The sequence below is a fragment of the Pseudomonas sp. B1(2018) genome (assembly GCF_003097365.1).
GTDB lineage: Bacteria > Pseudomonadota > Gammaproteobacteria > Pseudomonadales > Pseudomonadaceae > Aquipseudomonas > Aquipseudomonas laurylsulfatiphila.
In genome coordinates this window covers 519211-540522 of the sequence record NZ_PYUK01000002.1, presented here as the reverse complement: position 1 = coordinate 540522, position 21312 = coordinate 519211, and the positions used below count along the sequence as shown (strand labels likewise).

General features: G+C 59.7%; 23 protein-coding genes. 11 read left to right on the top strand and 12 right to left on the bottom strand.

Annotation, left to right across the window (positions count from 1 at the left end):
• Window positions 1-53 precede the first annotated feature (53 nt).
• Genes C9422_RS05015 through C9422_RS05005 form a run of 3 tightly spaced genes read left to right on the top strand, consistent with a single transcriptional unit; the run spans window position 54 to window position 2678 of the window.
• Window positions 54-371: a DUF2388 domain-containing protein gene (locus C9422_RS05015; protein ID WP_116579886.1), complete on the top strand. Its 318-nt coding sequence runs from the start codon at window positions 54-56 to the stop codon at window positions 369-371.
• A gap of 28 nt (window positions 372-399) precedes the next feature.
• Window positions 400-720 (top strand): DUF2388 domain-containing protein, encoded by a 321-nt coding sequence (locus C9422_RS05010; protein ID WP_007969755.1) that lies wholly within the window; start codon window positions 400-402, stop codon window positions 718-720.
• On the top strand, window positions 717-2678 hold the full coding sequence (locus C9422_RS05005; protein ID WP_116579885.1) for a DUF4105 domain-containing protein: 1962 nt from the start codon (window positions 717-719) through the stop codon (window positions 2676-2678). Before C9422_RS05010 ends, C9422_RS05005 begins: the two co-directional genes overlap by 4 nt.
• A gap of 82 nt (window positions 2679-2760) precedes the next feature.
• On the opposite strand, the gene trpA is transcribed toward C9422_RS05005, so the two are convergent.
• Together trpA and trpB are read right to left on the bottom strand one after the other, a co-directional pair.
• Window positions 2761-3573: a tryptophan synthase subunit alpha gene (gene trpA, locus C9422_RS05000; RefSeq protein WP_015092933.1), complete on the bottom strand. Its 813-nt coding sequence runs from the start codon at window positions 3571-3573 to the stop codon at window positions 2761-2763.
• Window positions 3573-4808, bottom strand: coding sequence for a tryptophan synthase subunit beta (trpB, locus tag C9422_RS04995; protein ID WP_116579884.1), 1236 nt, complete (start codon window positions 4806-4808; stop codon window positions 3573-3575). Before trpB ends, trpA begins: the two co-directional genes overlap by 1 nt.
• A gap of 124 nt (window positions 4809-4932) precedes the next feature.
• On the opposite strand from trpB, the gene C9422_RS04990 reads away from it, so the two are divergent.
• Window positions 4933-5826: a LysR family transcriptional regulator gene (locus tag C9422_RS04990; protein ID WP_116579883.1), complete on the top strand. Its 894-nt coding sequence runs from the start codon at window positions 4933-4935 to the stop codon at window positions 5824-5826.
• Here the strand turns inward: C9422_RS04990 and C9422_RS04985 are convergent.
• On the bottom strand, window positions 5823-6146 hold the full coding sequence (locus C9422_RS04985) for a YqjD family protein (RefSeq protein WP_007969764.1): 324 nt from the start codon (window positions 6144-6146) through the stop codon (window positions 5823-5825). The genes C9422_RS04990 and C9422_RS04985 overlap by 4 nt on opposite strands.
• Window positions 6147-6303: 157 nt before the next feature.
• On the opposite strand from C9422_RS04985, the gene C9422_RS04980 reads away from it, so the two are divergent.
• Both C9422_RS04980 and C9422_RS04975 read left to right on the top strand, forming a co-directional pair.
• Window positions 6304-6519 (top strand): dodecin, encoded by a 216-nt coding sequence (locus C9422_RS04980; protein WP_015092929.1) that lies wholly within the window; start codon window positions 6304-6306, stop codon window positions 6517-6519.
• A gap of 121 nt (window positions 6520-6640) precedes the next feature.
• On the top strand, window positions 6641-6865 hold the full coding sequence (locus C9422_RS04975; RefSeq protein WP_116579882.1) for a DUF1161 domain-containing protein: 225 nt from the start codon (window positions 6641-6643) through the stop codon (window positions 6863-6865).
• 68 nt (window positions 6866-6933) lie between these two features.
• Here the strand turns inward: C9422_RS04975 and C9422_RS04970 are convergent, their stop codons facing one another.
• A complete protein-coding gene (locus C9422_RS04970; protein ID WP_116579881.1) occupies window positions 6934-7935 on the bottom strand; it encodes an LLM class flavin-dependent oxidoreductase in 1002 nt (333 codons plus the stop codon).
• Between the two features lie 239 nt (window positions 7936-8174).
• Here C9422_RS04970 and C9422_RS04965 point away from each other — a divergent pair, with 239 nt between their 5' ends.
• Window positions 8175-8606 (top strand): OsmC family protein, encoded by a 432-nt coding sequence (locus C9422_RS04965; protein ID WP_116579880.1) that lies wholly within the window; start codon window positions 8175-8177, stop codon window positions 8604-8606.
• A gap of 180 nt (window positions 8607-8786) precedes the next feature.
• The gene (locus tag C9422_RS04960) at window positions 8787-9020 is read left to right on the top strand and encodes a DUF1161 domain-containing protein (protein WP_116579879.1); all 234 of its coding nucleotides are present in this window, start codon (window positions 8787-8789) and stop codon (window positions 9018-9020) included.
• A 4-nt stretch (window positions 9021-9024) separates the two neighbouring features.
• Here C9422_RS04960 and C9422_RS04955 read toward each other — a convergent pair whose 3' ends face one another.
• A complete protein-coding gene (locus C9422_RS04955) occupies window positions 9025-9444 on the bottom strand; it encodes a hypothetical protein (protein WP_116579878.1) in 420 nt (139 codons plus the stop codon).
• 40 nt (window positions 9445-9484) lie between these two features.
• Window positions 9485-9907 carry a hypothetical protein gene (locus C9422_RS04950; protein WP_116579877.1) on the bottom strand — a complete coding sequence of 141 codons (423 nt, stop codon included), beginning with the start codon at window positions 9905-9907 and terminating at the stop codon, window positions 9485-9487.
• A 59-nt stretch (window positions 9908-9966) separates the two neighbouring features.
• Between C9422_RS04950 and C9422_RS04945 the strand changes: the two genes are divergently transcribed.
• Window positions 9967-11064 carry an aminopeptidase gene (locus C9422_RS04945; protein WP_116579876.1) on the top strand — a complete coding sequence of 366 codons (1098 nt, stop codon included), beginning with the start codon at window positions 9967-9969 and terminating at the stop codon, window positions 11062-11064.
• On the opposite strand, the gene C9422_RS04940 is transcribed toward C9422_RS04945, so the two are convergent.
• The 4 genes from C9422_RS04940 to C9422_RS04925 all read right to left on the bottom strand — a co-directional run bounded on the left by C9422_RS04940 (window position 11046) and on the right by C9422_RS04925 (window position 15187).
• Window positions 11046-12275, bottom strand: coding sequence for a nucleoside recognition domain-containing protein (locus tag C9422_RS04940; RefSeq protein ID WP_116579875.1), 1230 nt, complete (start codon window positions 12273-12275; stop codon window positions 11046-11048). The genes C9422_RS04945 and C9422_RS04940 overlap by 19 nt on opposite strands.
• Before the next feature lie 213 nt (window positions 12276-12488).
• The gene (gene gltP / locus C9422_RS04935) at window positions 12489-13820 is read right to left on the bottom strand and encodes a glutamate/aspartate:proton symporter GltP (RefSeq protein WP_007969779.1); all 1332 of its coding nucleotides are present in this window, start codon (window positions 13818-13820) and stop codon (window positions 12489-12491) included.
• 842 nt (window positions 13821-14662) lie between these two features.
• Window positions 14663-14827 (bottom strand): DUF1328 domain-containing protein, encoded by a 165-nt coding sequence (locus C9422_RS04930; protein ID WP_003177151.1) that lies wholly within the window; start codon window positions 14825-14827, stop codon window positions 14663-14665.
• 72 nt (window positions 14828-14899) lie between these two features.
• Window positions 14900-15187 carry a hypothetical protein gene (locus C9422_RS04925; RefSeq protein WP_116579874.1) on the bottom strand — a complete coding sequence of 96 codons (288 nt, stop codon included), beginning with the start codon at window positions 15185-15187 and terminating at the stop codon, window positions 14900-14902.
• 438 nt (window positions 15188-15625) lie between these two features.
• Between C9422_RS04925 and algB the strand changes: the two genes are divergently transcribed.
• On the top strand, window positions 15626-16972 hold the full coding sequence (algB, locus tag C9422_RS04920) for a sigma-54-dependent response regulator transcription factor AlgB (RefSeq protein WP_007969783.1): 1347 nt from the start codon (window positions 15626-15628) through the stop codon (window positions 16970-16972).
• A 10-nt stretch (window positions 16973-16982) separates the two neighbouring features.
• Entirely contained in the window at window positions 16983-18773 is a 1791-nt protein-coding gene (locus C9422_RS04915) for an ATP-binding protein (protein ID WP_116579873.1), read from the top strand.
• 7 nt (window positions 18774-18780) lie between these two features.
• On the opposite strand, the gene C9422_RS04910 is transcribed toward C9422_RS04915, so the two are convergent.
• Window positions 18781-20397 (bottom strand): EAL domain-containing protein, encoded by a 1617-nt coding sequence (locus C9422_RS04910; RefSeq protein ID WP_116579872.1) that lies wholly within the window; start codon window positions 20395-20397, stop codon window positions 18781-18783.
• A 76-nt stretch (window positions 20398-20473) separates the two neighbouring features.
• Window positions 20474-21253, bottom strand: coding sequence for an N-acetylmuramoyl-L-alanine amidase (locus C9422_RS04905; protein ID WP_116579871.1), 780 nt, complete (start codon window positions 21251-21253; stop codon window positions 20474-20476).
• Between the last annotated feature and the right edge of the window lie 59 nt (window positions 21254-21312).

The following is a 21312-nucleotide window of genomic DNA, read 5'->3' as shown; positions in this document are numbered from 1 at the left end:
TCTAGACCGGCCCTTGCGCTAGCCTTGGGACTCACTTTCAACTGTCGAGCCTCATGCGTTTTCCTTCCCGCTTCCTGATCACGCCAGTCTTTCTCGCCCTCGGTTACTGCGCATCAGCCCACGCTTATGACGCCTTCAACCTGTCCACCCAGGGCACCGTCGCCAGTGGTTACGCCACAAGCCTCGTGACCTCCGCCCCCTTCGACCATAAACTACTGCTCGCCGCCCACGATGATGCCGCGGCATTCATTGCCAGTGACGGCCAACTGAGAGGCGCACGATTGGAGTCGGCCCTTCGGTATCTGCGCCAGACCCAGGCAAAACTTCATGCCAGCGACCTTGAACTGGCGCAAGCAATTCTCGTCCAATAGTTATCCCTGCTTTTCTGGAGTTCGTTCCATGCGTAACCCGCTGATTGCTGCCATCCTCGGCCTGTTGCTGTTGGCCGATGTGGCCCAGGCACATACTCTGGTTGCCACCAGTAACATCCTGATCCGTGCGACCCAGCGCACCCTCGATTTCACCTCCGACACCACCACGTCCATTCGCGATTCGAAAATCGTACGCGAAGCCCAGGACGACGCCGCCAGTTTCGTCGCCAGCGATGGCGACATTCGTGGCGCTCACCTGGAGTCCGCTTTCAACTTGCTGCGCACCCGCGTGCCGGAAGCGCGCGACGCCAGCGATCAGGATCTCGCCGAAGCCATCCTCGCACTGTGAGGTGTCCACGCGCCTGGCTGCTGACCGGGGCCCTGTTGCTGCTCGGCAACACGGCCCACGCAGGCCTGCAGTTACAACTCAAGACCGAAGGCCTGACGCCCGCGCAACAGCAAGCCAGCCAGGCGTTGCTTGATGAAGCCATGCAGGCGCTGCCACCACGCTTCATCGAGCAAATGGACCGGCGTATCGTCGTCGGCTGGACCGATGACATGCCGCGCAATGCCTACGGCCAGGCATCGCTGGTGTCCCAGCTCGATCTGAACCGCAACCTGCTGGACGGCCTCACCGATGGCAGCGCCGCGAGCAAAAAAACCCATCGCCCCCATGGCACCGTGCGCCGGGAAATGCTGGCCACTGTGTTGCACGAGCTGACTCACATCTACGACCGTTCGCGCCTGTGGCCGGATGACGAGCGCAAGCTGATTCAGCGCTGCACCCGGCGCAACAACAGCTCAGGGCTGGTTGGCATACCCGACCAATGTCGGGGCCAGTCCGATCGGCGCTTTACCCTCAGCGACGATCCGCGCCTGCTCGACCTGGCCGGCTGGCAGCAATACGTAGGCCGTCGGGGTGAACGCGAACAGCACAATCGCCAGATCGCCCGCAGTCCGGATATCTACGAGACCAGCAGTCCCAAGGAGTTCGTCGCGGTCAACATGGAGTATTTCCTCCTCGACCCGAGCTACGCCTGCCGCCGTCCCGCACTGTATCGCTACTACAAAGAGCATTTCGGCTGGGCACCTGCCGCCAGTGATACCTGCAGCAAAACCGTCGCGTTCCTCAATGCCGGCAACGACTTCGCCAAGACACCGCTGGGGCAGGTCGATCCGGAGCGGGTCTATGCCGTTGACTATCTGCTGGCCGAGGCCAACCAGAACCTGTTCAGCCGCTGGGGCCACAGCATGCTGCGTCTGGTGATCTGCGCGCCGGGCCGCCCCCGTGGCCCGGATTGTCGGCTGGACCTGGACCAGCATCTGGTGCTGTCGTATCGCGCCTTCGTCGGCGACGTACAGTTGTCGAGCTGGGATGGCCTGGTCGGCAAATACCCGTCGCGGTTGTTTATCCTGCCGCTGTCCCAGGTCATCGACGAATATACCAAGACCGAACTGCGCAGCCTGGCCTCCGTGCCCCTGAACCTGTCGCGCACAGAAATTGAAGACGTGGTGGAACGTGCTGCCGAGATGCACTGGAGCTACGACGGCAACTACTTCTTCCTGTCGAACAACTGCGCAGTGGAAGAACTGAAATTGCTGCGTGGCGGCACCAACAACCCGAAACTGGTAGGGCTCGACAACATCATGCCCAACGGTTTGCTGGAAGTGCTCAAAGGTCGAGGGCTGGCAGACACCAGTGTGCTGGACGATCCGCGGGAAGCCTTGCGCCTGGGTTATCGTTTCGATTCCTTCCGCGAACGCTATCAGGCGATGTTCGAAATCCTGAAAAAGCACTTGCCGATCAAACAGGAAACCGTCGAAGAGTGGCTGGACTTGAAAGCCGCGGAACGTCGGCAATGGTTCGAGCAGGCGGACCTGCGCACCAGCGCGGCGTTGCTCCTGCTGGAACAGGCCAGTTTCCGTCAGCAGTTGCTGCTGGCTCAGGATGAAGTGAAGCAGCGCTATCTGGGCGCCCGGGAACTGCAAAATGGCGGCATGGACAAGGCCAACGAGACGCTCAAGGACATTCTCGCCAACAGTGGCTTCCTCAGCCGTCCTGCGGAACTGCTGGGCACCAACGGTTATGGCTTGCCACAGCCGAGCGAGTGGGAGCATCTGGAATCGGAAAGCAGCCAGCGCCAGAAGCAGCTGCTGGCGCTGTCCGGAGACCTGGACAAGGAGGTGAGAGCGTTGCTCGAACCGGGTCGTGCCGCCGAAATGGCTGCCAACGAAGCCAACGTGAAGCAGATCGGCGAGCACCTGCGCAAACTGCACAAGGCAGCAGGCGGCATAGAGTTGCCTTGACCCGCAACCTTGTAGGAGCAAGCTCGCTCCCACAAGGTTTACAGCGTTTTGCTGTTCAGTCTCTTAATCAGGAGCGTTGCCTTCAGCTCACGCGGGCCTTACGCACGCCTTCGGCCAATGCCGAGCACAGGCTCAGCACGCCATCCACGGCTTGTTCCGGGGACGTGGCATTGGCGATGTGATCGATCAACGCCGAGCCCACCACCACGCCATCAGCCAGGCGTGCAATGGACGCTGCCTGTTCCGGAGTCCGGATACCGAAACCGATGCTGATCGGCAGGTCGGTATGGCGGCGCAGACGGGCGACCGCTTCCTCGACGTGTTCCAGCGTGGCGGCACCGGCGCCGGTCACACCGGCCACCGAGACGTAGTAGACGAAACCGGAGCTGCCGTTGAGAACGGTCGGCAGGCGCACATCGTCGGTGGTCGGCGTGGTCAGGCGGATGAAGTCCAGGCCCGCAGCCTGCGCCGGGTCACACAGCTCGCCGTTATGCTCCGGCGGCAGGTCGACCACGATCAGGCCATCAACGCCGGCCTCTTTGGCTTCGGCGATGAAGCGCGGTACACCGTACATGTGGATCGGGTTGAAATACCCCATCAGCACCAGCGGCGTTTCGTTGTTGTCCTGGCGGAACTCGCGAACCATTTGCAGGGTTTTCGCCAGATTCTGCTTGGCACCCAACGCACGGATGTTGGCGAGCTGGATAGCCGGCCCGTCAGCCATCGGGTCGGTGAAGGGCATGCCCAACTCGATCACATCGGCGCCAGCCGCCGGCAAGCCCTTGAGGATGGCCAGGGAGGTGTCATAGCCCGGGTCGCCAGCGGTCACGAAAGTCACCAGGGCGGCGCGGTTCTGTTCCTTGAGTTCGGCAAAACGCGTTTGCAGGCGGCTCATCAGTGTTTCTCCTGCTTGGATTGCTCGTGTTGAGAGTGTTCCATGTGGTGCATCACGGTCTGCATGTCTTTGTCGCCACGGCCGGACAGGTTGACCACCATCAGGTGATCCTTTGGCAGGGTCGGTGCACGCTTGAATACTTCAGCCAGGGCATGGGCGCTTTCCAGGGCCGGGATGATCCCTTCCAGGCGGCAGCACTGGTGGAATGCGGCGAGGGCTTCGTCGTCAGTCACCGAGGTGTACTGAACGCGGCCGATGTCGTGCAACCAGGCGTGCTCCGGGCCGATGCCCGGGTAGTCGAGGCCGGCGGAGATCGAGTGGGCATCGATGATCTGGCCATCGTCGTCCTGCAGCAGGAACGTGCGGTTGCCATGCAGCACGCCTGGAACGCCGCCGTTCAGGCTGGCCGCATGCTTGCCGGTCTCGATGCCGTAACCGGCCGCTTCAACGCCGATGATCTCGACACTCTTGTCGTCCAGGAACGGATGGAACAGGCCCATGGCGTTGGAGCCACCGCCAATGCACGCTACCAGGCTGTCCGGCAGGCGACCTTCCTGGGCTTGCAACTGCTCGCGGGTTTCCTTGCCGATCACGGCCTGGAAGTCGCGGACCATCGCCGGGTAAGGGTGCGGACCGGCCACGGTGCCGATCAGGTAGAAGGTGCTGTCGACGTTGGTCACCCAGTCACGCAGGGCTTCGTTCATTGCATCCTTCAGCGTGCCGGTGCCGGCGACCACCGGGATAACCTCGGCGCCCAGCAGCTTCATGCGGAACACGTTGGCCTGCTGGCGTTCGATGTCAGTGGTGCCCATGTAGATCACGCAATCCAGGCCGAAACGCGCAGCCACGGTGGCCGTCGCCACGCCGTGCATGCCGGCGCCGGTCTCGGCGATGATGCGCTTCTTGCCCATGCGCCGCGCCAGCAGGATCTGGCCGATGCAGTTGTTGATCTTGTGCGCGCCGGTGTGGTTCAGCTCTTCGCGCTTGAGATAGATCTTCGCGCCGCCACAGAACTCGGTCAGACGCTCGGCGAAGTACAACGGGCTTGGACGTCCGACGTAGTCGCGCTGGAAGTAGGCCAGTTCTTCCTTGAATGCAGGATCTTCCTTGGCCAACTCATATTCACGGGCCAGGTCGAGGATCAACGGCATCAGGGTTTCGGCGACATAGCGGCCACCGAACGCGCCAAACAGGCCGTTGGCATCAGGGCCGTTGCGCAGATTAGTCTGGGTCATTTGGCGCTCCAGTTGAATGCGTGAAGTGATGCATAAAGAGATAGTGGGCTTCACTCTACCCCTGACGCCCCGGCCTGAAAACCGATAAGATCGCCACAACCTGTCAGGAAAACTCACAGATCCCATGAGCCATGACCTTCCTCCGCTGAATGCGCTTCGCGCCTTCGAAGCCACTGCCCGCTTGAACAGCGTCAGTCAGGCCGCCGAGCAGCTGCATGTCACCCATGGTGCGGTCAGCCGGCAGCTCAAGGTGCTTGAAGAACACCTCGGCGTCAGCCTGTTCATCAAGGACGGTCGCGGCCTGAAACTCACAGATGCCGGCTTGCGCCTGCGTGACGCCAGCAGTGAAGCCTTCGAGCACCTGCGCAGCGTCTGCGCGGAACTCACACAAAGCACGGCCGATGCTCCGTTCGTGCTCGGTTGTTCGGGAAGCCTGCTGGCGCGCTGGTTTATTCCGCGACTGGGGAGACTCAATGCCGACCTGCCGGACCTGCGCCTGCACCTGTCGGCCGGAGAAGGCGATCTCGATCCGCGAAGACCGGGACTGGATGCCTTGCTGGTCTTTGCCGAGCCCCCCTGGCCGGCGGACATGCAGGTTTTCGAACTGGCCAGCGAACGTATCGGTCCGGTCATGAGCCCTCGGTTCGCCGGCTACGAGCGGCTCAAGCAAGCGCCGGAAAGCGCACTGCTGTACGAACCCTTGCTGCACACCACCTCACGCCCGCAAGCCTGGCCAAACTGGGCGCAACAATGCGGCCTCGACGCCAGGGCACTGAAGTACGGTCAGGGATTCGAACATTTGTATTACTTGCTGGAAGCCGCCGTCGCGGGGCTGGGCGTGGCGATTGCCCCCGAACCCTTGGTGGCGGAGGACTTGAAGGCCGGCCGCCTGGTTGCGCCATGGGGCTTCAGTGAAACCCCGGCACAACTGGCGTTGTGGCTACCCAAGCGCGCCGCGGACGGACGCGCCCGGCAACTGGCGCAGTGGCTGAAAAACGAGCTGCGCCGGGTAGATTAATCGCGCTTGCACAATAGATAAGCGGCCAGCAGGCCCAATGCGCCCACGGCGACACCGGCTGTAGTCCAGGGGTGCTCCTGGGCGTAGTCCCGGGTGGCAATCCCTGTTTCGCGGGTTTTGACCTTGACCTCTTCATAGGCGTCGGCCAGCAGATGGCGCGAGTGCTTCAAGGCATTCTCGGCGTTGCTTTTCAGGGTCTTGAGGGTTTTACGCGACTCGTCCGAGGCGTCGTCCTTCAGGCTTTCCAAAGACTTGAGCAGACTCTCGATCTCGGCTTCCATGCTTTGCAATGAGGCTTTGCGTAACGAGGTGTTGGCCATGGTGGCTCTCCTGCATTGGTGATGAGTGGCGTGTGTTGGTTGGGACTTCAGAGGTTCGAGAAAGTGCAGAAAATCTGAACTTCACTCTCAGAACGGCCAACAGAAGAAATAGGAAAAATCACTGCTAGGCTGTAATTCACACGCCAAGGAGAACGCCATGTCTGACCATCACACCTACAAGAAAGTCGAGCTGGTCGGCTCGTCCACCAGCAGTATCGAAGATGCGATCAACAACGCCCTGACCGAAGCCAGCAAAAGCATCAAGTACATGGAATGGTTTGAAGTCACCGAGACCCGTGGGCACATCAGGGACGGCAAGGCTGCGCACTTTCAGGTGACCCTGAAAGTCGGATTCCGGATTGCCAGCAGCTGACTTTGGGCTAATCTTCTGAACTTGCACGCCAGCCGAATGCCATAGGGAAGGGCAAAGCGCTGCATGAGTGCGTCCGGCTGACGGCTGGTTACCCCTATGATCCGACCAGGGAATGCAACCGATGAAGAAGTTTATGTTGGTAGTAGGTTTGTTGAGCCTTGCGGGGACCGCATTGGCGGATGGTGGCAAGCCATGCGAAGAGTTGAAAGCCGAAATCGCAGCGAAACTTGATGCCAAGGGCGTTTCCGGTTATTCGCTGGAGATTGTCGATAAAGGTAGCGCCGCTGGCGGAAAAGTTGTTGGTAAATGCGAAAAGGGCGCCAAAGTAATCGTCTATAAAAAGTAGGCCGATTCTCGCCTGAAAGAAAAAGCCGACGCCCTGGCGCCGGCTTTTTCATGCCTGTCGTTTGTGTATCAGCCGCGCATGACCTGCGCCAGCAGCTCGTAGGAATGCAGGCGATCCGCATGCTCGTACAGGTCACAGGTGAAAATCAGCTCGTCAGCCTGGGTCTGTTCGATCAGGACCTCGAGTTTGGCGCGGATTTTCTGTGGGCTGCCAATCATGGCCAGACCCAGAAAGTCGTGCACAGCCTCTTTCTCATGGGGCAGCCACAGGCCGTCCATGGTCTTCACCGGCGGACGCTGTACCAGGCTTTGGCCGCGCATCAGGGCGAGAATCCGCTGGAACACCGAAGTTGCCAGGTAATCGGCCTGCTCGTCGGTATCGGCTGCCACCAATGGCACGCCGAGCATTACGTAGGGTTTATCCAAAACGGCTGAGGGCTTGAAGTGATTGCGGTAGACCCGAATCGCTTCATGCATGTAGCGCGGCGCGAAATGCGAAGCGAAGGCGTAGGGCAAACCGCGCTCACCGGCCAGCTGTGCACTGAACAGGCTCGATCCCAACAACCAGACCGGCACATTGGTTCCGGTTCCCGGCATGGCGATGATCCGCTGATCCGGGGTACGTGGCCCGAGGTAGCGCACCAGTTCCGCCACATCTTCCGGGAAGTCGTCGGCACTGCCGGAGCGCTCGCGGCGCAATGCACGTGCGGTCATCTGGTCGGAACCGGGGGCGCGCCCCAGGCCCAGATCAATCCGGCCCGGATAAAGGCTTTCCAGGGTGCCGAACTGCTCGGCAATCACCAAGGGTGCGTGGTTGGGCAACATCACCCCGCCTGAACCGACTCGAATGGTCGATGTACCACCGGCCAGATAACCGAGCAGTACCGAGGTCGCGGAACTGGCGATGCCGTCCATGTTGTGGTGTTCAGCCACCCAGAAGCGGTTGTAACCGAACTTCTCGACATGCTGCGCCAGGTCCAGCGAGTTGCGCAGCGACTGGGCCGCGCTGCCGTTCTCGCGCACCGGCACCAGATCGAGGGTCGAGAACTTGATATCGGACAGTCGTTTCATAAACCTGCTTCTCCAATTGAGGGCGCAGGTTTGTTCTTGCGAACGCAAACCTGCCGAATCCTAAAGCGTGTTCATGCAATGTGGGCATATACCCGAGTTTCAATAGCCAGGTAAAAAATCCCGCGAAAAAAGCAGATTGATCGGACGAAGTGAACTTTGACCCTTCGTCTATCCTCACAACCCTGGCAACCGAAAACCCTGCAGGCGTGACCTTTCGCGCCGACCTTTAGGAGACTGGCATGGCTATCGTCAAGAAAGCATCGGCCCATTGGGAAGGTGACCTGAAAACCGGCATCGGCTCGATTTCCACAGAAACCGGAGTGCTCCGGGAAGCCCCCTACGGCTTCAAGGCACGCTTCGAAGGCGGCCGGGGCACCAACCCGGAAGAGTTGATCGGCGCAGCCCACGCCGGCTGTTTCTCCATGGCGTTCTCCATGATCCTCGGTGACGCCGGCCTGAAGGCCGATAGCATCGATACCCAGGCAGAAGTCACTCTGGATCAAGTGGACGGCGGTTTTGCGATCACCGCAGTGAAATTGATTCTGCAGGCGAAAATCCCCGGGGCCAGCCAGGCGCAGTTCGAAGAACTCAGCAACAAGGCCAAAGAGGGCTGCCCGGTGTCCAAAGTGCTGAATGCAAAGATCAGCCTGGAGGCAACATTGGTCAGCTAGATCTTCATTGAATCGAAAAGATCGCAGCCTTGCGCAACCTGCCGGGATCATTCGGCAAGAGATGCCCAAGGCTGCGATCTTTTTTGCGTCGTGACAGATTTGCCCGCTAATAATATGGTCGAATAAATGACAGCAGCGAAAACCCGTGTATAGGCGTGCTGCCTCAAAGGAGCTTCAACCATGAAACGTTTTACCTTGGCGGTTATCTGTTGCGCACTGGCCACGTCGGCCCTTGCAGCACCGAAACCCTGCGAAGAACTCAAGGCCGAGATCGAAGCCAAGATCCAGGCCAGTGGCGTCACTTCCTACACGCTTGAAATCGTCACCAACGACGAAGTGCACGACCAGAACATGGTCGTTGGCTCGTGCGAAAACGGCACCAAAAAAATCATCTACCAGAAGAACGACCGCTGACATCTCACATCAGGCAGTAGGCTTCGACGTCTTCAGCGACGATCTCGCGCTTGGCGTTGTACAGCCGGGCGCCGGGGGTAAGCGCAATGGAGCGGCCCTCGAGCACATAACGCTGACCGGCTTCGAAATGATCGTAACGGATGGTCAGGTAGCACAGCCGTTCAGAGGGACCGCTCATCATGCCCAATCCGCCGCCGGGGACTTCAAAGTCGAAACGCACGATCAGTTCGTGGCTGCCGGGCATCACTTCAAAATAACGCCCATCGGGCAATCGTTGTTTGTCCAGGCGTTCAGCCATCAACAACTTGTCGTTAGGGAAGGGCGTCGAAAAATCAACCCAGGCCATTTTTGGATCAGGTGTCGGCATCGGGCTTTGACAGCCCGCGACAACACCGACGGCGAGTAACAGCATCAACCTGCGCATGATGGATGTCCCAGGGGATATGCACCCAGCATAACGCCGATCAGGTTCGTTGGCAGCCCGCAGGGGTGCCATGGCCGATCACTTTTCGCTGCTGATCATAGAGCTTGGCCCACGGCCGAAAACCAATGTTCCCCGCTTGCAGTTGATAACGTTCGCCGGCGTTGAAATCCTTGAATTTCACGTTCAGCTGACAATCGCGCCACAACGGCTCGGCGTCGGGGCCGATGTTGGTGGGCTGCACCGGAAACTGGTAGCGGACTGTCAATTCATGGCTACCGGGCTGAACCTCGAAGTAGCGCTTGTCGTCGGTAGCCTTGTCATCGACCTCCAGTGCCTGTAACGCCGTATCTTCTTGCTTCGAGTCCAGGTCGATCCAGGCTTGCGCAGGATCAGGGCGGGGTAAACCGAATCCGGCACAGCCGGCCAGCAACAGCAGACTTCCTGTCAGTATCATCGTGCGCATAGCGGAGCTCCAGTCAGGCGGGATAGTCTTGCGGGAAGACTCTCCAAGGAAGAATTATTGTGATCAGGCCGCTTCCTAGCCTTGGGTTACTTGATCGCGTTTTTCGCGTTTTGTTTCCGGGCGTGCTGTTTTTGTTGCTCAACGGTTGCACCAGCATCAGCTATTACAGCCAACTGGCCAGCGGCCAACTGCAGTTGCTGCGGGACAGGGAGCCGGTTTCCAGCGTGATTGCCGACCCGGCGCGCGACCAGAAACTGCGTATACACCTGGAGCAATCACAAAAGGCCCGAACGTTCGCCAGCCGGCAATTGCACCTGCCGGATAACCAAAGTTACCGCTTGTACGCGGACATTGGCCGTCCCTTCGTCGTCTGGAATGTCTTCGTCACGCCGGAATTTTCCCTCAAGCCTGTAAACCACTGCTTTCCCATTGCCGGCTGCGTGGCCTACCGCGGGTACTACAGTCAGAGCGCAGCGCGCGGCGAAGCAGCCTTGCAACGCTTGCAGGGCATGGACGTGTCGATTGGCGGCGTCGAGGCCTATTCGACACTCGGCTGGTTCAACGACCCGATCATCAGTTCGATGATGGGCTGGGGGGATGAGCGACTGGCCACGCTGATCTTTCACGAGCTGGCCCATCAGCGCGTCTATGTAAAGGACGACACGGAGTTCAACGAATCCTTTGCCACCTTCGTCGAGCAGGAAGGTACCCGCCAATGGCGTGCCTATCGCCACCTGCCACCGGATAACAATGCACAGGCGCGTCAGCGCGACCAGTTTACAGAGTTGGTGCTGGACACCCGCGCCCGGCTGGAAAAGCTCTACGCCTTGCCGTTGCCAACCGAACAAATGCGCCAGCGCAAGGCGGCCGAGTTCGAGCGCTTGCGCAGTGAATACCGGCAACTGCGCGACAGCCAGTGGGCTGGAGACAAACGCTACGACACCTGGATCCATGCCCCCATGAACAATGCCCGGCTATTGCCGTTTGGCTTGTACGACCAGTGGGTACCGGCATTTGACGCGCTATTCCATCAGATGGATGGCGATTGGCCCAGGTTCTATGTCGCCGTGGAAAAGCTCGGCAGCTTGCCGACGGATGAGCGCAAGGCCGCGCTCAAGACGCTGGCTGACGGCGCCGATCAACCAAAGAACCAGTAGCAGACGCCGATTGCACCCAGCACCCCGGCAAACTCCGCCAGCAAGGCGCAGCCAACCGCATGGCGTGCACGCTGGATGCCCACGGCACCGAAGTACACCGCCAGCACATAGAACGTCGTTTCGGTACTGCCCTGGATTGTCGCCGCGACCAGCGCCGGGAAGCTGTCCACGCCCGAGGTCTTCATGGTTTCAATCAGCATCGCCCGGGCGGCACTGCCGGAGAAGGGTTTGACCATCGCCGTCGGCAGCGCATCGACGAAGCGCGTGTCCCAACCGGCCCACGCCACCAGATGACGAATCCCGTCCAGGCCGAAGTCCAGCGCCCCGGAGGCCCGCAGGACACCCACCGCGCAGAGCATCGCCACCAGATAAGGCAGCAGGTTCTTGGCGACGTCGAAACCCTCCTTGGCACCTTCAACGAAGGCCTCGTAGACCTTCACTTGGCGCAGCGCGCCGATCAGCAGGAACAGCATGATCAGGCCAAACAGCGTCAGGTTGCCGAGGATCGATGACAAGCCGGCCAGCGCGGTCGCCGAAAGGGTCGCCAGCAACGCCATGAAACCACCGAGGGCGAGGGCGCCGGGGATCAGGTAGGCCAGCACCACCGGATCCCAGACGCGCAGGCGCTGCATGAACGCCACCGACAGGAAGCCGACAATGGTCGAGCAACTGGTCGCCAGCAGGATCGGCAGGAACACCAGCGTCGGGTCAGGCGCGCCTTGCTGGGCGCGATACATGAAGATGGTCACCGGCAGCAAGGTCAGCGAAGAGGCATTGAGCACCAGGAACAGGATCTGTGCGTTGCTGGCGACGGTAGCGCTGGGGTTGAGTTCTTGCAGCGCTTTCATGGCCTTGAGGCCGATAGGCGTGGCGGCGTTGTCCAGACCGAGGCCGTTGGCGGCGAAGTTCAGGGTGATCAGGCCGATGGCCGGATGACCCGGCGGGACTTCAGGCATCAGACGCAAAAACAACGGTCCCAAGGCCTTGGCCAACCATTCGACGATGCCGGCCTTCTCGGCAATGCGCAGAAAACCCAGCCAGAGGGTGAGGGTGCCGAACAGCAGCACCATGACCTCGACCGACAGCTTGGCCATGGCAAAAATGCTCTCCACCATCGCCGCGAATATCCCGGCGTTGCCGCCAATCAGCCACTGCGCCAGCGCTGAAACGGCTGCCACGATGAAGAAGCCAAGCCAAAGGCCATTGAGCATCAGTCAAATCCCCCAAAAGATCCGCGAATGATAGCGGGGTGGCCAGAAACGACAAACCCCGGATTTCTCCGGGGTTTGTCTGGTGCGGCTTTCGTAGATCACTGTGGGAGCAGCCGGTCGACGCTCGATTGCTCGCGATAGCGGTGTATCAGTCGACATCAATGTCGGCTTTAGTCGGTCATCGCGAGCAAGCTCGCTCCCACAGATTTTGTATCAGTTGCTGGAGGTTTCACCCGCCGGCAGTTTTTCCTTGCTACGCCAGTGCGGCAGGGAGTTCCAGTAACGCTGGCCCTTGGCATCGTCGTACATGCCTTCCCAACGAGCGATAACCAGAACGGCCAGGGCGTTGCCGATCACGTTCAGTGCGGTACGGGCCATGTCCATGACGCGGTCGACACCGGCGATGAACGCCAGGCCTTCCAGTGGAATACCGACGCTGCCGAGGGTAGCCAGCAGGACCACGAAGGACACGCCCGGTACGCCGGCGATGCCTTTGGAGGTGACCATCAACGTCAGGACCAGCAGCAGTTGCTGGCTGATCGACAGGTCGATGCCATACAGCTGGGCAATGAAGATCGCCGCAATGCTTTGGTACAGGGTCGAACCGTCGAGGTTGAACGAGTAACCGGTCGGTACCACGAAGCTGCAAATGGCTTTCGGTGCGCCGTAGGCTTCCATCTTCTCGATCACGCGCGGCAGCACGGTTTCGGAGCTGGCGGTGGAGTAGGCCAGTACCAGCTCATCCTTGAAGATGCGCATCAGCTTGATCACCGAGAAGCCGAACAGGCGGGCGATCAGGCCCAGGATCACGAACGCGAAGAAAGCGATGGCGAAATAAACCAGGATCACCAGTTTGGCCAGCGGCAACAGCGACGCGAAACCGAAGTTGGCCACGGTCACCGCGATCAGTGCGAACACGCCGATCGGGGCGTAGTTCATGATCATGTGAGTGACCTTGAACATGCTTTCCGACACGCCCTGGAACATCTTCACCAGCGGCTCGCGCAGGTCCGCCTGCAGGCTCGACAGCCCAAGACCGAACAATACGGAGAAGAAGATGATCGGCAGCATTTCGCCGCGAACCATGGCCGCGAAGATGTTCGACGGGATCAGGTTGAGGATGGTTTCGATGAACGCGTGTTCATGCTGGACCTCGGCGGCAGTCGCCTGGTACTTGGAAATGTCCACAGTGCCCAGGGTGCTCATGTCGATGCCGGCACCCGGATGGAACAGGTTGGCCAGCAGCAGACCGACCACGATGGCGATGGTGGTGACGATTTCGAAGTAGATGATGGTCTTGAAGCCGATGCGCCCCAGCTTCTTGGCGTCACCGACGCCGGCAATGCCGACGATCAAAGAGGAGATGACGATCGGGATCACGATCATCTTGATCAGACGGATAAAGATATCGCCTGCTGGTTGCAGGACGTTGCTGATCCACCAGGCTTTTTCGGCACTGAAATGGTTGAGCAGCGCACCGATTGCTATCCCCAATACCAGACCGATGAGGATCTGCCAGGCGAGGCTAAGCTTTGCCTTCTTCATATCTTTACCCTTACTTGCGTTTGACTCAGGGAGATGCGCGAACTGGAACGCTCGTGGCGAAAAAGTCTAGTGCATCTACCCCCCGTATAAGGTGCCCCGGAACGCGTGTTTGCGGCTCTCTGGCAGGCGAAAAAAGGCGCAACTATTCCGATGCAAGGAAGCGCCGTCTAATGCCGTAAACGCCTACCCTATGCCGAATCGGCATGAGGTTTTTTCACTGAATGCGACGTCGCAATCGGTTCGAATGCGACATTTCGGCAGGCATAAGTGCCGTGAACCGGTCATCACAGAGCAGATTGAATGTTTTTTGAGCAGTGGCCGAGCGTTGATTTTTCAGCAGAATCCCGCAGGACAAAGCGAAAAATCGTGGCCAAAAAAAAGGGATTTTTCTCGATATACGGTCGCCTGTGAAACACCGGGAAAAGTAATTTCCGGCGTAACAGGGACAAGGATGCGATAACAGTGATGAAATCGAGACGAACGCTCTATTTCAATGTGTTGCATGATCCAGCCCTTCGCAAGCTCGTCGAGCCATGGTGGTCCGGCGAACTTGCGCAGCAGCTTTTCCTGACCCGGCCCTTACGCAGGTACTCCCTGTACCCGTAGGTCACTCCACCCCTGAAACAGGCAGAACGTCCCGACCCCTTGGTCATGCGCCAGCCTTCCTCAGGTGACGCAGATAGAAAGAGGCGCTGTGACCTCCTTCGTGTACAAATTCTGTTCTATCGACAAGCCTTGCATGAAGGCCTCAGGCATGCCGGAGAGCAACCTCAGCCCGCATGCCGTGGCACTACCGCCCTGATAGCAGGGCGGCTGCCATTGTCTTGAACAAACCGTTCATGTCAGCCTCGACCGCGACGGCCAAAGAAGAAGGAAGCAATGAACATCACCAGGAACACGACAAACAGAATCTTGGCGATTCCCGTGGCGGTGCCCGCGATACCACCGAAGCCCAGTACTGCAGCGATGATGGCAATGATCAGGAATGTGATTGCCCAGCTCAACATGGTGATTCTCCTTACGCTTCTATTTAGAGGTGTTGCATTTCCCGGCACATCGCTGCGGCGGAATTTTTTTACCTAGAACACCCAGCGCTCCTGATGACGTATCTCGCCAGCAGGCGCGGCCTGGTCGACGTCCATCATGCGCATCGGGGTGCTATCGGCCTGAAGGCTGCCAACAGCACTGAAATGGGTTTGGGTCGGATGCTGAATCGACAGGTGTGGCGCTTGCGGCTGCTGACTCTGCTCCCAGCGCAGAAACTGTTGGCCGCCGATGAGAGTGAGCAACAGCGCCAGTACAGCAAACAGTCCTTGCTGAATATGCACAGGCGAGAGGTGCAGGTGGGCGGCACGTTGACGGTTCATCCTGGAGCTCCTACCACTCGGGTCGGTATTCGATAGCGGGCGCTTGTTTTTGAATGCCCTGGTCAACCAGACAATTGCAGCCCGCATGCCAGCATTGAAATGAATTAATTTCCTTTAATATCAATATCTTAAGATCATCAAAGAAATCACATCGTACGCATCCTGCACGATGCCCCTTGTGCAGTCGTGCGTATTGCACGATTCATTTGAATGAAGGCGTAAATTTTTTGAATTGAGAGGAGGACGCGGATGTCAGAAATACACGCTGGCCGATGTCGGAAACCGGGCTTCTATTAAAAGACCCGCTAAATCAGCAGGCAAACCGATACATCGGATGAAAGCTACCCTGCCACGACAGGAATGGCTCAGAATCAATCATGCAACTTGCCCGATTTCTCCGGGACTAAATCAAGATCATTCATTAAGGAGCGTAGGAAAATGGAATCAGCCACTGAGCACCAAGGCCGCATTCTGCTGGTGGATGATGAGTCCGCCATCCTGCGTACTTTCCGTTACTGCCTCGAAGACGAAGGCTACAGCGTGGCCACCGCCACCAGCGCCGCGCAGGCCGAAGCCCTGTTGCAGCGCCAGGTCTTCGACCTGTGCTTCCTCGATTTGCGTCTGGGTGAAGACAACGGCCTGGATGTGCTGGCCCAGATGCGTATCCAGGCGCCCTGGATGCGGGTGGTGATCGTCACTGCACACTCAGCCGTCGACACGGCGGTGGATGCGATTCAGGCCGGTGCCGCCGACTATCTGGTCAAGCCGTGCAGCCCCGATCAATTGCGCTTGGCAACCGCCAAGCAACTGGAAGTGCGGCAGCTGTCGGCGCGGCTGGAAGCCCTGGAAGGTGAAGTGCGCAAGCCCAAGGATGGTCTGGACTCCCACAGCCCGGCCATGAAAGTGGTACTCGAAACCGCGCGCCAGGTGGCCACGACCGATGCCAATATCCTGATCCTCGGTGAGTCCGGCACCGGCAAGGGCGAGCTGTCCCAAGCCATTCACGGCTGGAGCAAACGCGCGAAGAAATCCTGCGTCACGATCAACTGCCCGTCGCTGACCGCCGAGCTTATGGAAAGCGAACTCTTCGGCCACAGTCGCGGCGCCTTCACCGGTGCCAGCGAAAGCACCCTGGGCCGAGTCAACCAGGCGGATGGCGGGACGCTGTTTCTCGACGAAATCGGCGACTTTCCGCTGACATTGCAGCCGAAATTGCTGCGTTTCATTCAGGACAAAGAATATGAGCGCGTCGGTGATCCGGTGACCCGCCGTGCCGATGTGCGCATCCTTGCAGCCACCAACCTCAACCTCGAGGACATGGTCCGCGATGGTCGTTTCCGTGAAGACCTGCTCTATCGCCTGAATGTCATTACCCTGCACCTGCCGCCACTACGCGAACGCCGTGAAGATATTCTCAACCTGGCCGATCGTTTCCTGGCGCGTTTCGTCAAGGAGTATGCCCGTCCCGCGCGCGCGTTGAGCGACGAGGCCCGGGAAGCCCTGCTGGGCTATCGCTGGCCAGGCAACATCCGTGAACTGCGCAACGTGATCGAGCGCGCGAGCATCATCTGTCCGCAGGAGCGGGTCGAGATCAGTCATCTGGGCATGGCCGAAACCCCGGTCAACAACGCACCGCGCATCGGCGCAGCGCTGAGCCTGGATGAGCTGGAAAAGGCTCACATCGGCGCGGTCCTCGCCACCGCCGACACGCTGGATCAAGCGGCCAAAACCCTGGGCATCGATGCTTCGACGCTGTACCGCAAACGCAAGCAGTACAACTTGTGAGCAATAGCCGATGAAACTGGCGATGAAATTGCGGACCCGGCTTTTCTTGAGCATCTCCGCACTGATCACCGTCGCCTTGCTCGGGCTCCTGCTCGGGCTGGTCAGCGTGATGCAGATGGCCGGCAGCCAGGAAGCACTGACCCGCAGTAACTTCATCACCCTGGACCTGGGACTCAAGCTGCGCCAGACCCTGGGTGACCAACTGATCATCATGCTCAGCGAGAAGCCTGACTCCGCCGCTTTCGCCGCCTCGAAGCAGCGTTACTTCGAATTGCTGGAGGAAGGCATCGCCCAGGAACCCGAGCAGAACGCAAGCGAGTACGGCTTCAGAAAAGCCAAGGCTGACTACGAGCGCTTTATCGAAGCTTATGAGGCGTCCCCGGACCCTTCGACTGTGCTCAGCAGCCATGACAACCTGACGGAAAAATTCAACTCACTGCGCAATGGTCTGATCGCCGAGCACAAGCGCGCGCTGGATACCATCAACGATACCGAACGCCAGGCCCGGGAGCGGGCACTGCTGATCGCCGGGTTGCTCGCCCTGGTGGGGCTGGCGGTGCTGATCATCGGCTTCGTGACCGCGCAGGCCATTGCCCGGCGTTTCGGGGCGCCCATCGAAGCCTTGGCCAAGGCAGCGGACAATATCGGCCAGGGCAATTTCGATGTCACCCTACCGATCTCCTCGGCAGTGGAGCTCAACCAGTTGACCCGGCGCTTCGGGATCATGGCCCAGGCGCTGCGTGAACATCAGGCCACCAACGTCGATGAGTTGCTGGCCGGCCAGCAGCGTTTGCAGGCCGTGCTCGACAGCATCGACGACGGGCTGCTGATGATCGACCGTCAGGGCCATCTGGAACACCTTAACCCTGTGGCCCAGCGTCAGCTGGGCTGGGAATTCGATCGCCTGGGACAGGGATTGGGCACGGCGCTGGAGCGCCCTGAACTCGATGAGCAGCTGCAACTGGTGCTGCGCGGCGGCACTCTGGAGCGGGCGCCGGAGGACTTGAGTGTCGAGGTCGACGGCGAGTCGCGACTGCTGACCTATAGCCTGACCCCGGTCAGCCACACCCAGGGCCATATTCTCGGGGCCGTGATGGTGCTGCATGACGTCACGGAGCAGCGTGCCTTCGAACGGGTACGCAGCGAATTTGTGTTGCGCGCCTCCCATGAATTGCGCACACCGGTCACCGGCATGCACATGGCCTTCGGATTATTCCGCGAGCGCGCGCACTTTGCCCCGGACTCCCGGGAAGCCGACCTGCTCGATACCGTGAATGAAGAGATGCAGCGGCTGATGCAGCTGATCAATGACCTGCTGAATTTCTCGCGTTACCAGAACGGTTTGCAAAAACTCACCTTGGCGCCGTGTTCCATCGAGGCGCTGCTGGAACAGGCTGAGTCACGCTTTGCCGCATCGGCCGCCGAGAAGGACATCAGTCTGCTGGTGGAAGTGCAGGGGCCTTTGCCGCGTTTGCAGGCCGATCAGCCACAACTGGAGCGGGTACTCGATAATTTGCTCGACAACGCCTTGCGCCACACCGGTTCCGGCGGGCGGATACGCCTGCACGCCCGGCGCCACGGCGACCGCGTCATCATCAGTGTCGAAGACAACGGCGAAGGCATCGCCTACGGTCAGCAGGGACGGATCTTCGAGCCGTTCGTGCAGGTCGGACGCAAGAAAGGCGGAGCCGGTCTCGGCCTGGCATTGTGCAAGGAAATCGTGCAATTGCATGGCGGGCGGATGGGCGTCTATTCACGGCCGGGGCAGGGTACTCAGTTCTACATGGCGCTGACGGTCTAGATCGCGGTCACGCTTCGTCATCCAGGCGCCGCCCGCCCGCTCGACGTCGCCCCCGGGTTATCAATTCAATGAACTGAACCGCGCTCAGCGCGTGGGCGAACAGCCAGCCCTGGCCGAACTTCACGCCTTCACTGCTCAGGAACTCGGCCTGGGCCTCATGTTCGATGCCCTCGGCAATCACCTTCAAATGCAGCGATTGGGCCATGTGAATGATGTGCGGGGCCACACCGCTGCTGGCGGCATCATGGCCCAACGCATCAATGAACGCCTTGTCGATTTTCAGGCAGTCCACCGGCAGGGTTTGCAAATAAGCGAGGCTGCAGTAGCCGGTGCCAAAATCATCGATCAACACCTGGTGCCCGACATCCCGCAGCGATTGCAGGTTTTCCCGGGCCACCACCACATCGACCAGCCCACGCTCGGTAACCTCGAAGGCGATTTGCCGCGCAGCGACGCGGTGCAGGGTCAGCAGCCTCGCCATCACCTGGCCGATTCGCGGGACCATCACATCACACGCCGCGAGATTGACCGAGATGTACAGTTGCGGGTTGGCACGCAGCAACTGACCGAGTTGCTCGAGCAAACGTTGCAAGACGAAATCCGTCATCTGGCGAATCTGCCCGGTGTCCTCCGCCATCGGAATGAACAGGTCGGGACTGGTCAGGGTGCCGTCCGGCCTGCGCCAGCGCAGCAACGCTTCAGCCCCGACACAGTTGCGGCTATCGAGGTCGAAGATCGGTTGATACAGCACCTGCAACTCACCCCGGCGAATCGCCCCGGCCAGTTCGGCATCCAGCGACTGCCGCTGTTGCACCAGCAGGAACACCAGGAACCCGACGCATATGCCCAGCGCAAGGCTGGCCGGCAGCAGCCACCACCAGACCGACGGGATATGCATGCCCGTACGCAGGCTGATCAACACCAATTGATACTCCGGGTTGTCAGTGGGCATGCGGTATATCAGGCGTGTCTGGGTGATCTGCAGCGCATCACGGTTTTTCGGTGGCCAGGCCTCGACCGGCGGCCAGATCTGGGAAGAGCCCAATACCGGAATCGCGCGCGTACCATGGTCCAGCACTACCAGCAGGCTGCTGCCCGGCGACAGGTCGACCATATCGGTCAAATGCCCGCGAGAGGTCGCGACCCGGAAATTCCCGCGCCCCAGCATCAGGGCGGCGCGGTTTTCATCGGGTTCGGTGGTGGTGTTGAGCCAATAGCTGTAGGTCGGGCCTTTGATGTCTGGCGCTCGAATCAGCGACAGCCCTTCCTGGCGAGGGCGATTGGAGCAGATTCGCGAAGAGTCCATATAGGCGGCTTCGTAGACGAAGCGATAATTGAACGTAACCTGTTGCAAGGTCGCGATCATTTCAGCATCGCAACCGCGCAACGGCTGCGCTTCAAGGTCGTCGAGGCTTTCACGCAGTTGCCCGAAGAGCTGTTCCAGGCGGGCGAGAAAGCGCTCACCCTGAGCATTCATTTCTTCGCTTTCGTTTTGCTCGACCTGATGAATGGCGACGAACAGGCTGCCGGCCATCAACAACGTTGCGCTCAAGACAGCCGACATCAGCCCCAGGAACCAGGGGCGATGGAACCAACTACGGAAGGTCTCTCGAGCAGCAGTCATTGCGCAATATCCGATGGATTACCAATGAGTTATAGCTGCTGATTGGGAAAAAGCCCTGACCGCCGGGCGGGCGCCATTATTTTGTCTGGTTCAACACCAAAAGCAGCGCGGCTGTTTGCGCGTCCGGAGTGCCATCGAAACGTGCCGGGCGGAAATGCATCTGGAAGGCTGCTATCACATGTCGTGTCGCAACATCGAGCTCGCCGGTTTGTGGCGAGGCATAACCCAGGCGGGCCAATTGCCCCTGAAACCAGCTGATGCTTGGCAACTGTTCGGCGAACAGCATTTGCTGGCGCGCGACCGCCTGCTCGTTCGGCCAGATGCCCAGACCTTCGGCAGCCAGACGCTTCCAGGGGAACAGCGGCCCCGGGTCCAGTTTGCGCAACGGCGCAATGTCGCTATGGCCAATGATGTCGCGAGGCTTGATACCCTGACGCTTGCTGATGTCCTTGAGCAATACGATCAAGGACTGAACCTGATCTTCGCTGTAGGGGTACCAAACGCGCCCGGTTGGAGTGTCCTTGAACCCCGGGTTGACGATTTCGATACCGATGGAACTGGAATTCAGCCAGGTCCGGCCATCCCATTCGCTCTCCCCGGCGTGCCAGGCGCGAACGTTTTCATCCATCAGCTTGTAGATGGTGGCGCCCTCGTCGTCACCGATCAGGTAATGACTGCTGACTTCGCCGTGGGTCAACAGTTGCAGCGAACGCTCCAGCGAGGCGTTGGTGTAATGCACCACCACGAACTGCACACGGCTGTCGTAATTGGCTGAAGGATGACTGGTATCAAAACGGGGACCGCTGGCGCAGCCGGCCAGCACAACAAGTGACACGATCAGAGCAAGATATTTCATGGCGAAAGGCAGTACACACAAGACAATAATGCAACAGTGTAACGTAATGCCTTGCGGGC

Coding starts and splice junctions, on each gene's coding strand:
- C9422_RS05015 (WP_116579886.1), top strand. CDS start 54: ATGCGTTTTCCTTCCCGCTTCCTGATCACGCCAGTCTTTCTCGCCCTC.
- C9422_RS05010 (WP_007969755.1), top strand. CDS start 400: ATGCGTAACCCGCTGATTGCTGCCATCCTCGGCCTGTTGCTGTTGGCC.
- trpA (WP_015092933.1), bottom strand. CDS start 3,573: ATGAGCCGCCTGCAAACGCGTTTTGCCGAACTCAAGGAACAGAACCGC.
- trpB (WP_116579884.1), bottom strand. CDS start 4,808: ATGACCCAGACTAATCTGCGCAACGGCCCTGATGCCAACGGCCTGTTT.
- C9422_RS04990 (WP_116579883.1), top strand. CDS start 4,933: ATGAGCCATGACCTTCCTCCGCTGAATGCGCTTCGCGCCTTCGAAGCC.
- C9422_RS04985 (WP_007969764.1), bottom strand. CDS start 6,146: ATGGCCAACACCTCGTTACGCAAAGCCTCATTGCAAAGCATGGAAGCC.
- C9422_RS04980 (WP_015092929.1), top strand. CDS start 6,304: ATGTCTGACCATCACACCTACAAGAAAGTCGAGCTGGTCGGCTCGTCC.
- C9422_RS04975 (WP_116579882.1), top strand. CDS start 6,641: ATGAAGAAGTTTATGTTGGTAGTAGGTTTGTTGAGCCTTGCGGGGACC.
- C9422_RS04970 (WP_116579881.1), bottom strand. CDS start 7,935: ATGAAACGACTGTCCGATATCAAGTTCTCGACCCTCGATCTGGTGCCG.
- C9422_RS04965 (WP_116579880.1), top strand. CDS start 8,175: ATGGCTATCGTCAAGAAAGCATCGGCCCATTGGGAAGGTGACCTGAAA.
- C9422_RS04960 (WP_116579879.1), top strand. CDS start 8,787: ATGAAACGTTTTACCTTGGCGGTTATCTGTTGCGCACTGGCCACGTCG.
- C9422_RS04955 (WP_116579878.1), bottom strand. CDS start 9,444: ATGCGCAGGTTGATGCTGTTACTCGCCGTCGGTGTTGTCGCGGGCTGT.
- C9422_RS04950 (WP_116579877.1), bottom strand. CDS start 9,907: ATGCGCACGATGATACTGACAGGAAGTCTGCTGTTGCTGGCCGGCTGT.
- C9422_RS04940 (WP_116579875.1), bottom strand. CDS start 12,275: ATGCTCAATGGCCTTTGGCTTGGCTTCTTCATCGTGGCAGCCGTTTCA.
- gltP (WP_007969779.1), bottom strand. CDS start 13,820: ATGAAGAAGGCAAAGCTTAGCCTCGCCTGGCAGATCCTCATCGGTCTG.
- C9422_RS04930 (WP_003177151.1), bottom strand. CDS start 14,827: ATGTTGAGCTGGGCAATCACATTCCTGATCATTGCCATCATCGCTGCA.
- C9422_RS04925 (WP_116579874.1), bottom strand. CDS start 15,187: ATGAACCGTCAACGTGCCGCCCACCTGCACCTCTCGCCTGTGCATATT.
- algB (WP_007969783.1), top strand. CDS start 15,626: ATGGAATCAGCCACTGAGCACCAAGGCCGCATTCTGCTGGTGGATGAT.
- C9422_RS04915 (WP_116579873.1), top strand. CDS start 16,983: ATGAAACTGGCGATGAAATTGCGGACCCGGCTTTTCTTGAGCATCTCC.
- C9422_RS04910 (WP_116579872.1), bottom strand. CDS start 20,397: ATGACTGCTGCTCGAGAGACCTTCCGTAGTTGGTTCCATCGCCCCTGG.
- C9422_RS04905 (WP_116579871.1), bottom strand. CDS start 21,253: ATGAAATATCTTGCTCTGATCGTGTCACTTGTTGTGCTGGCCGGCTGC.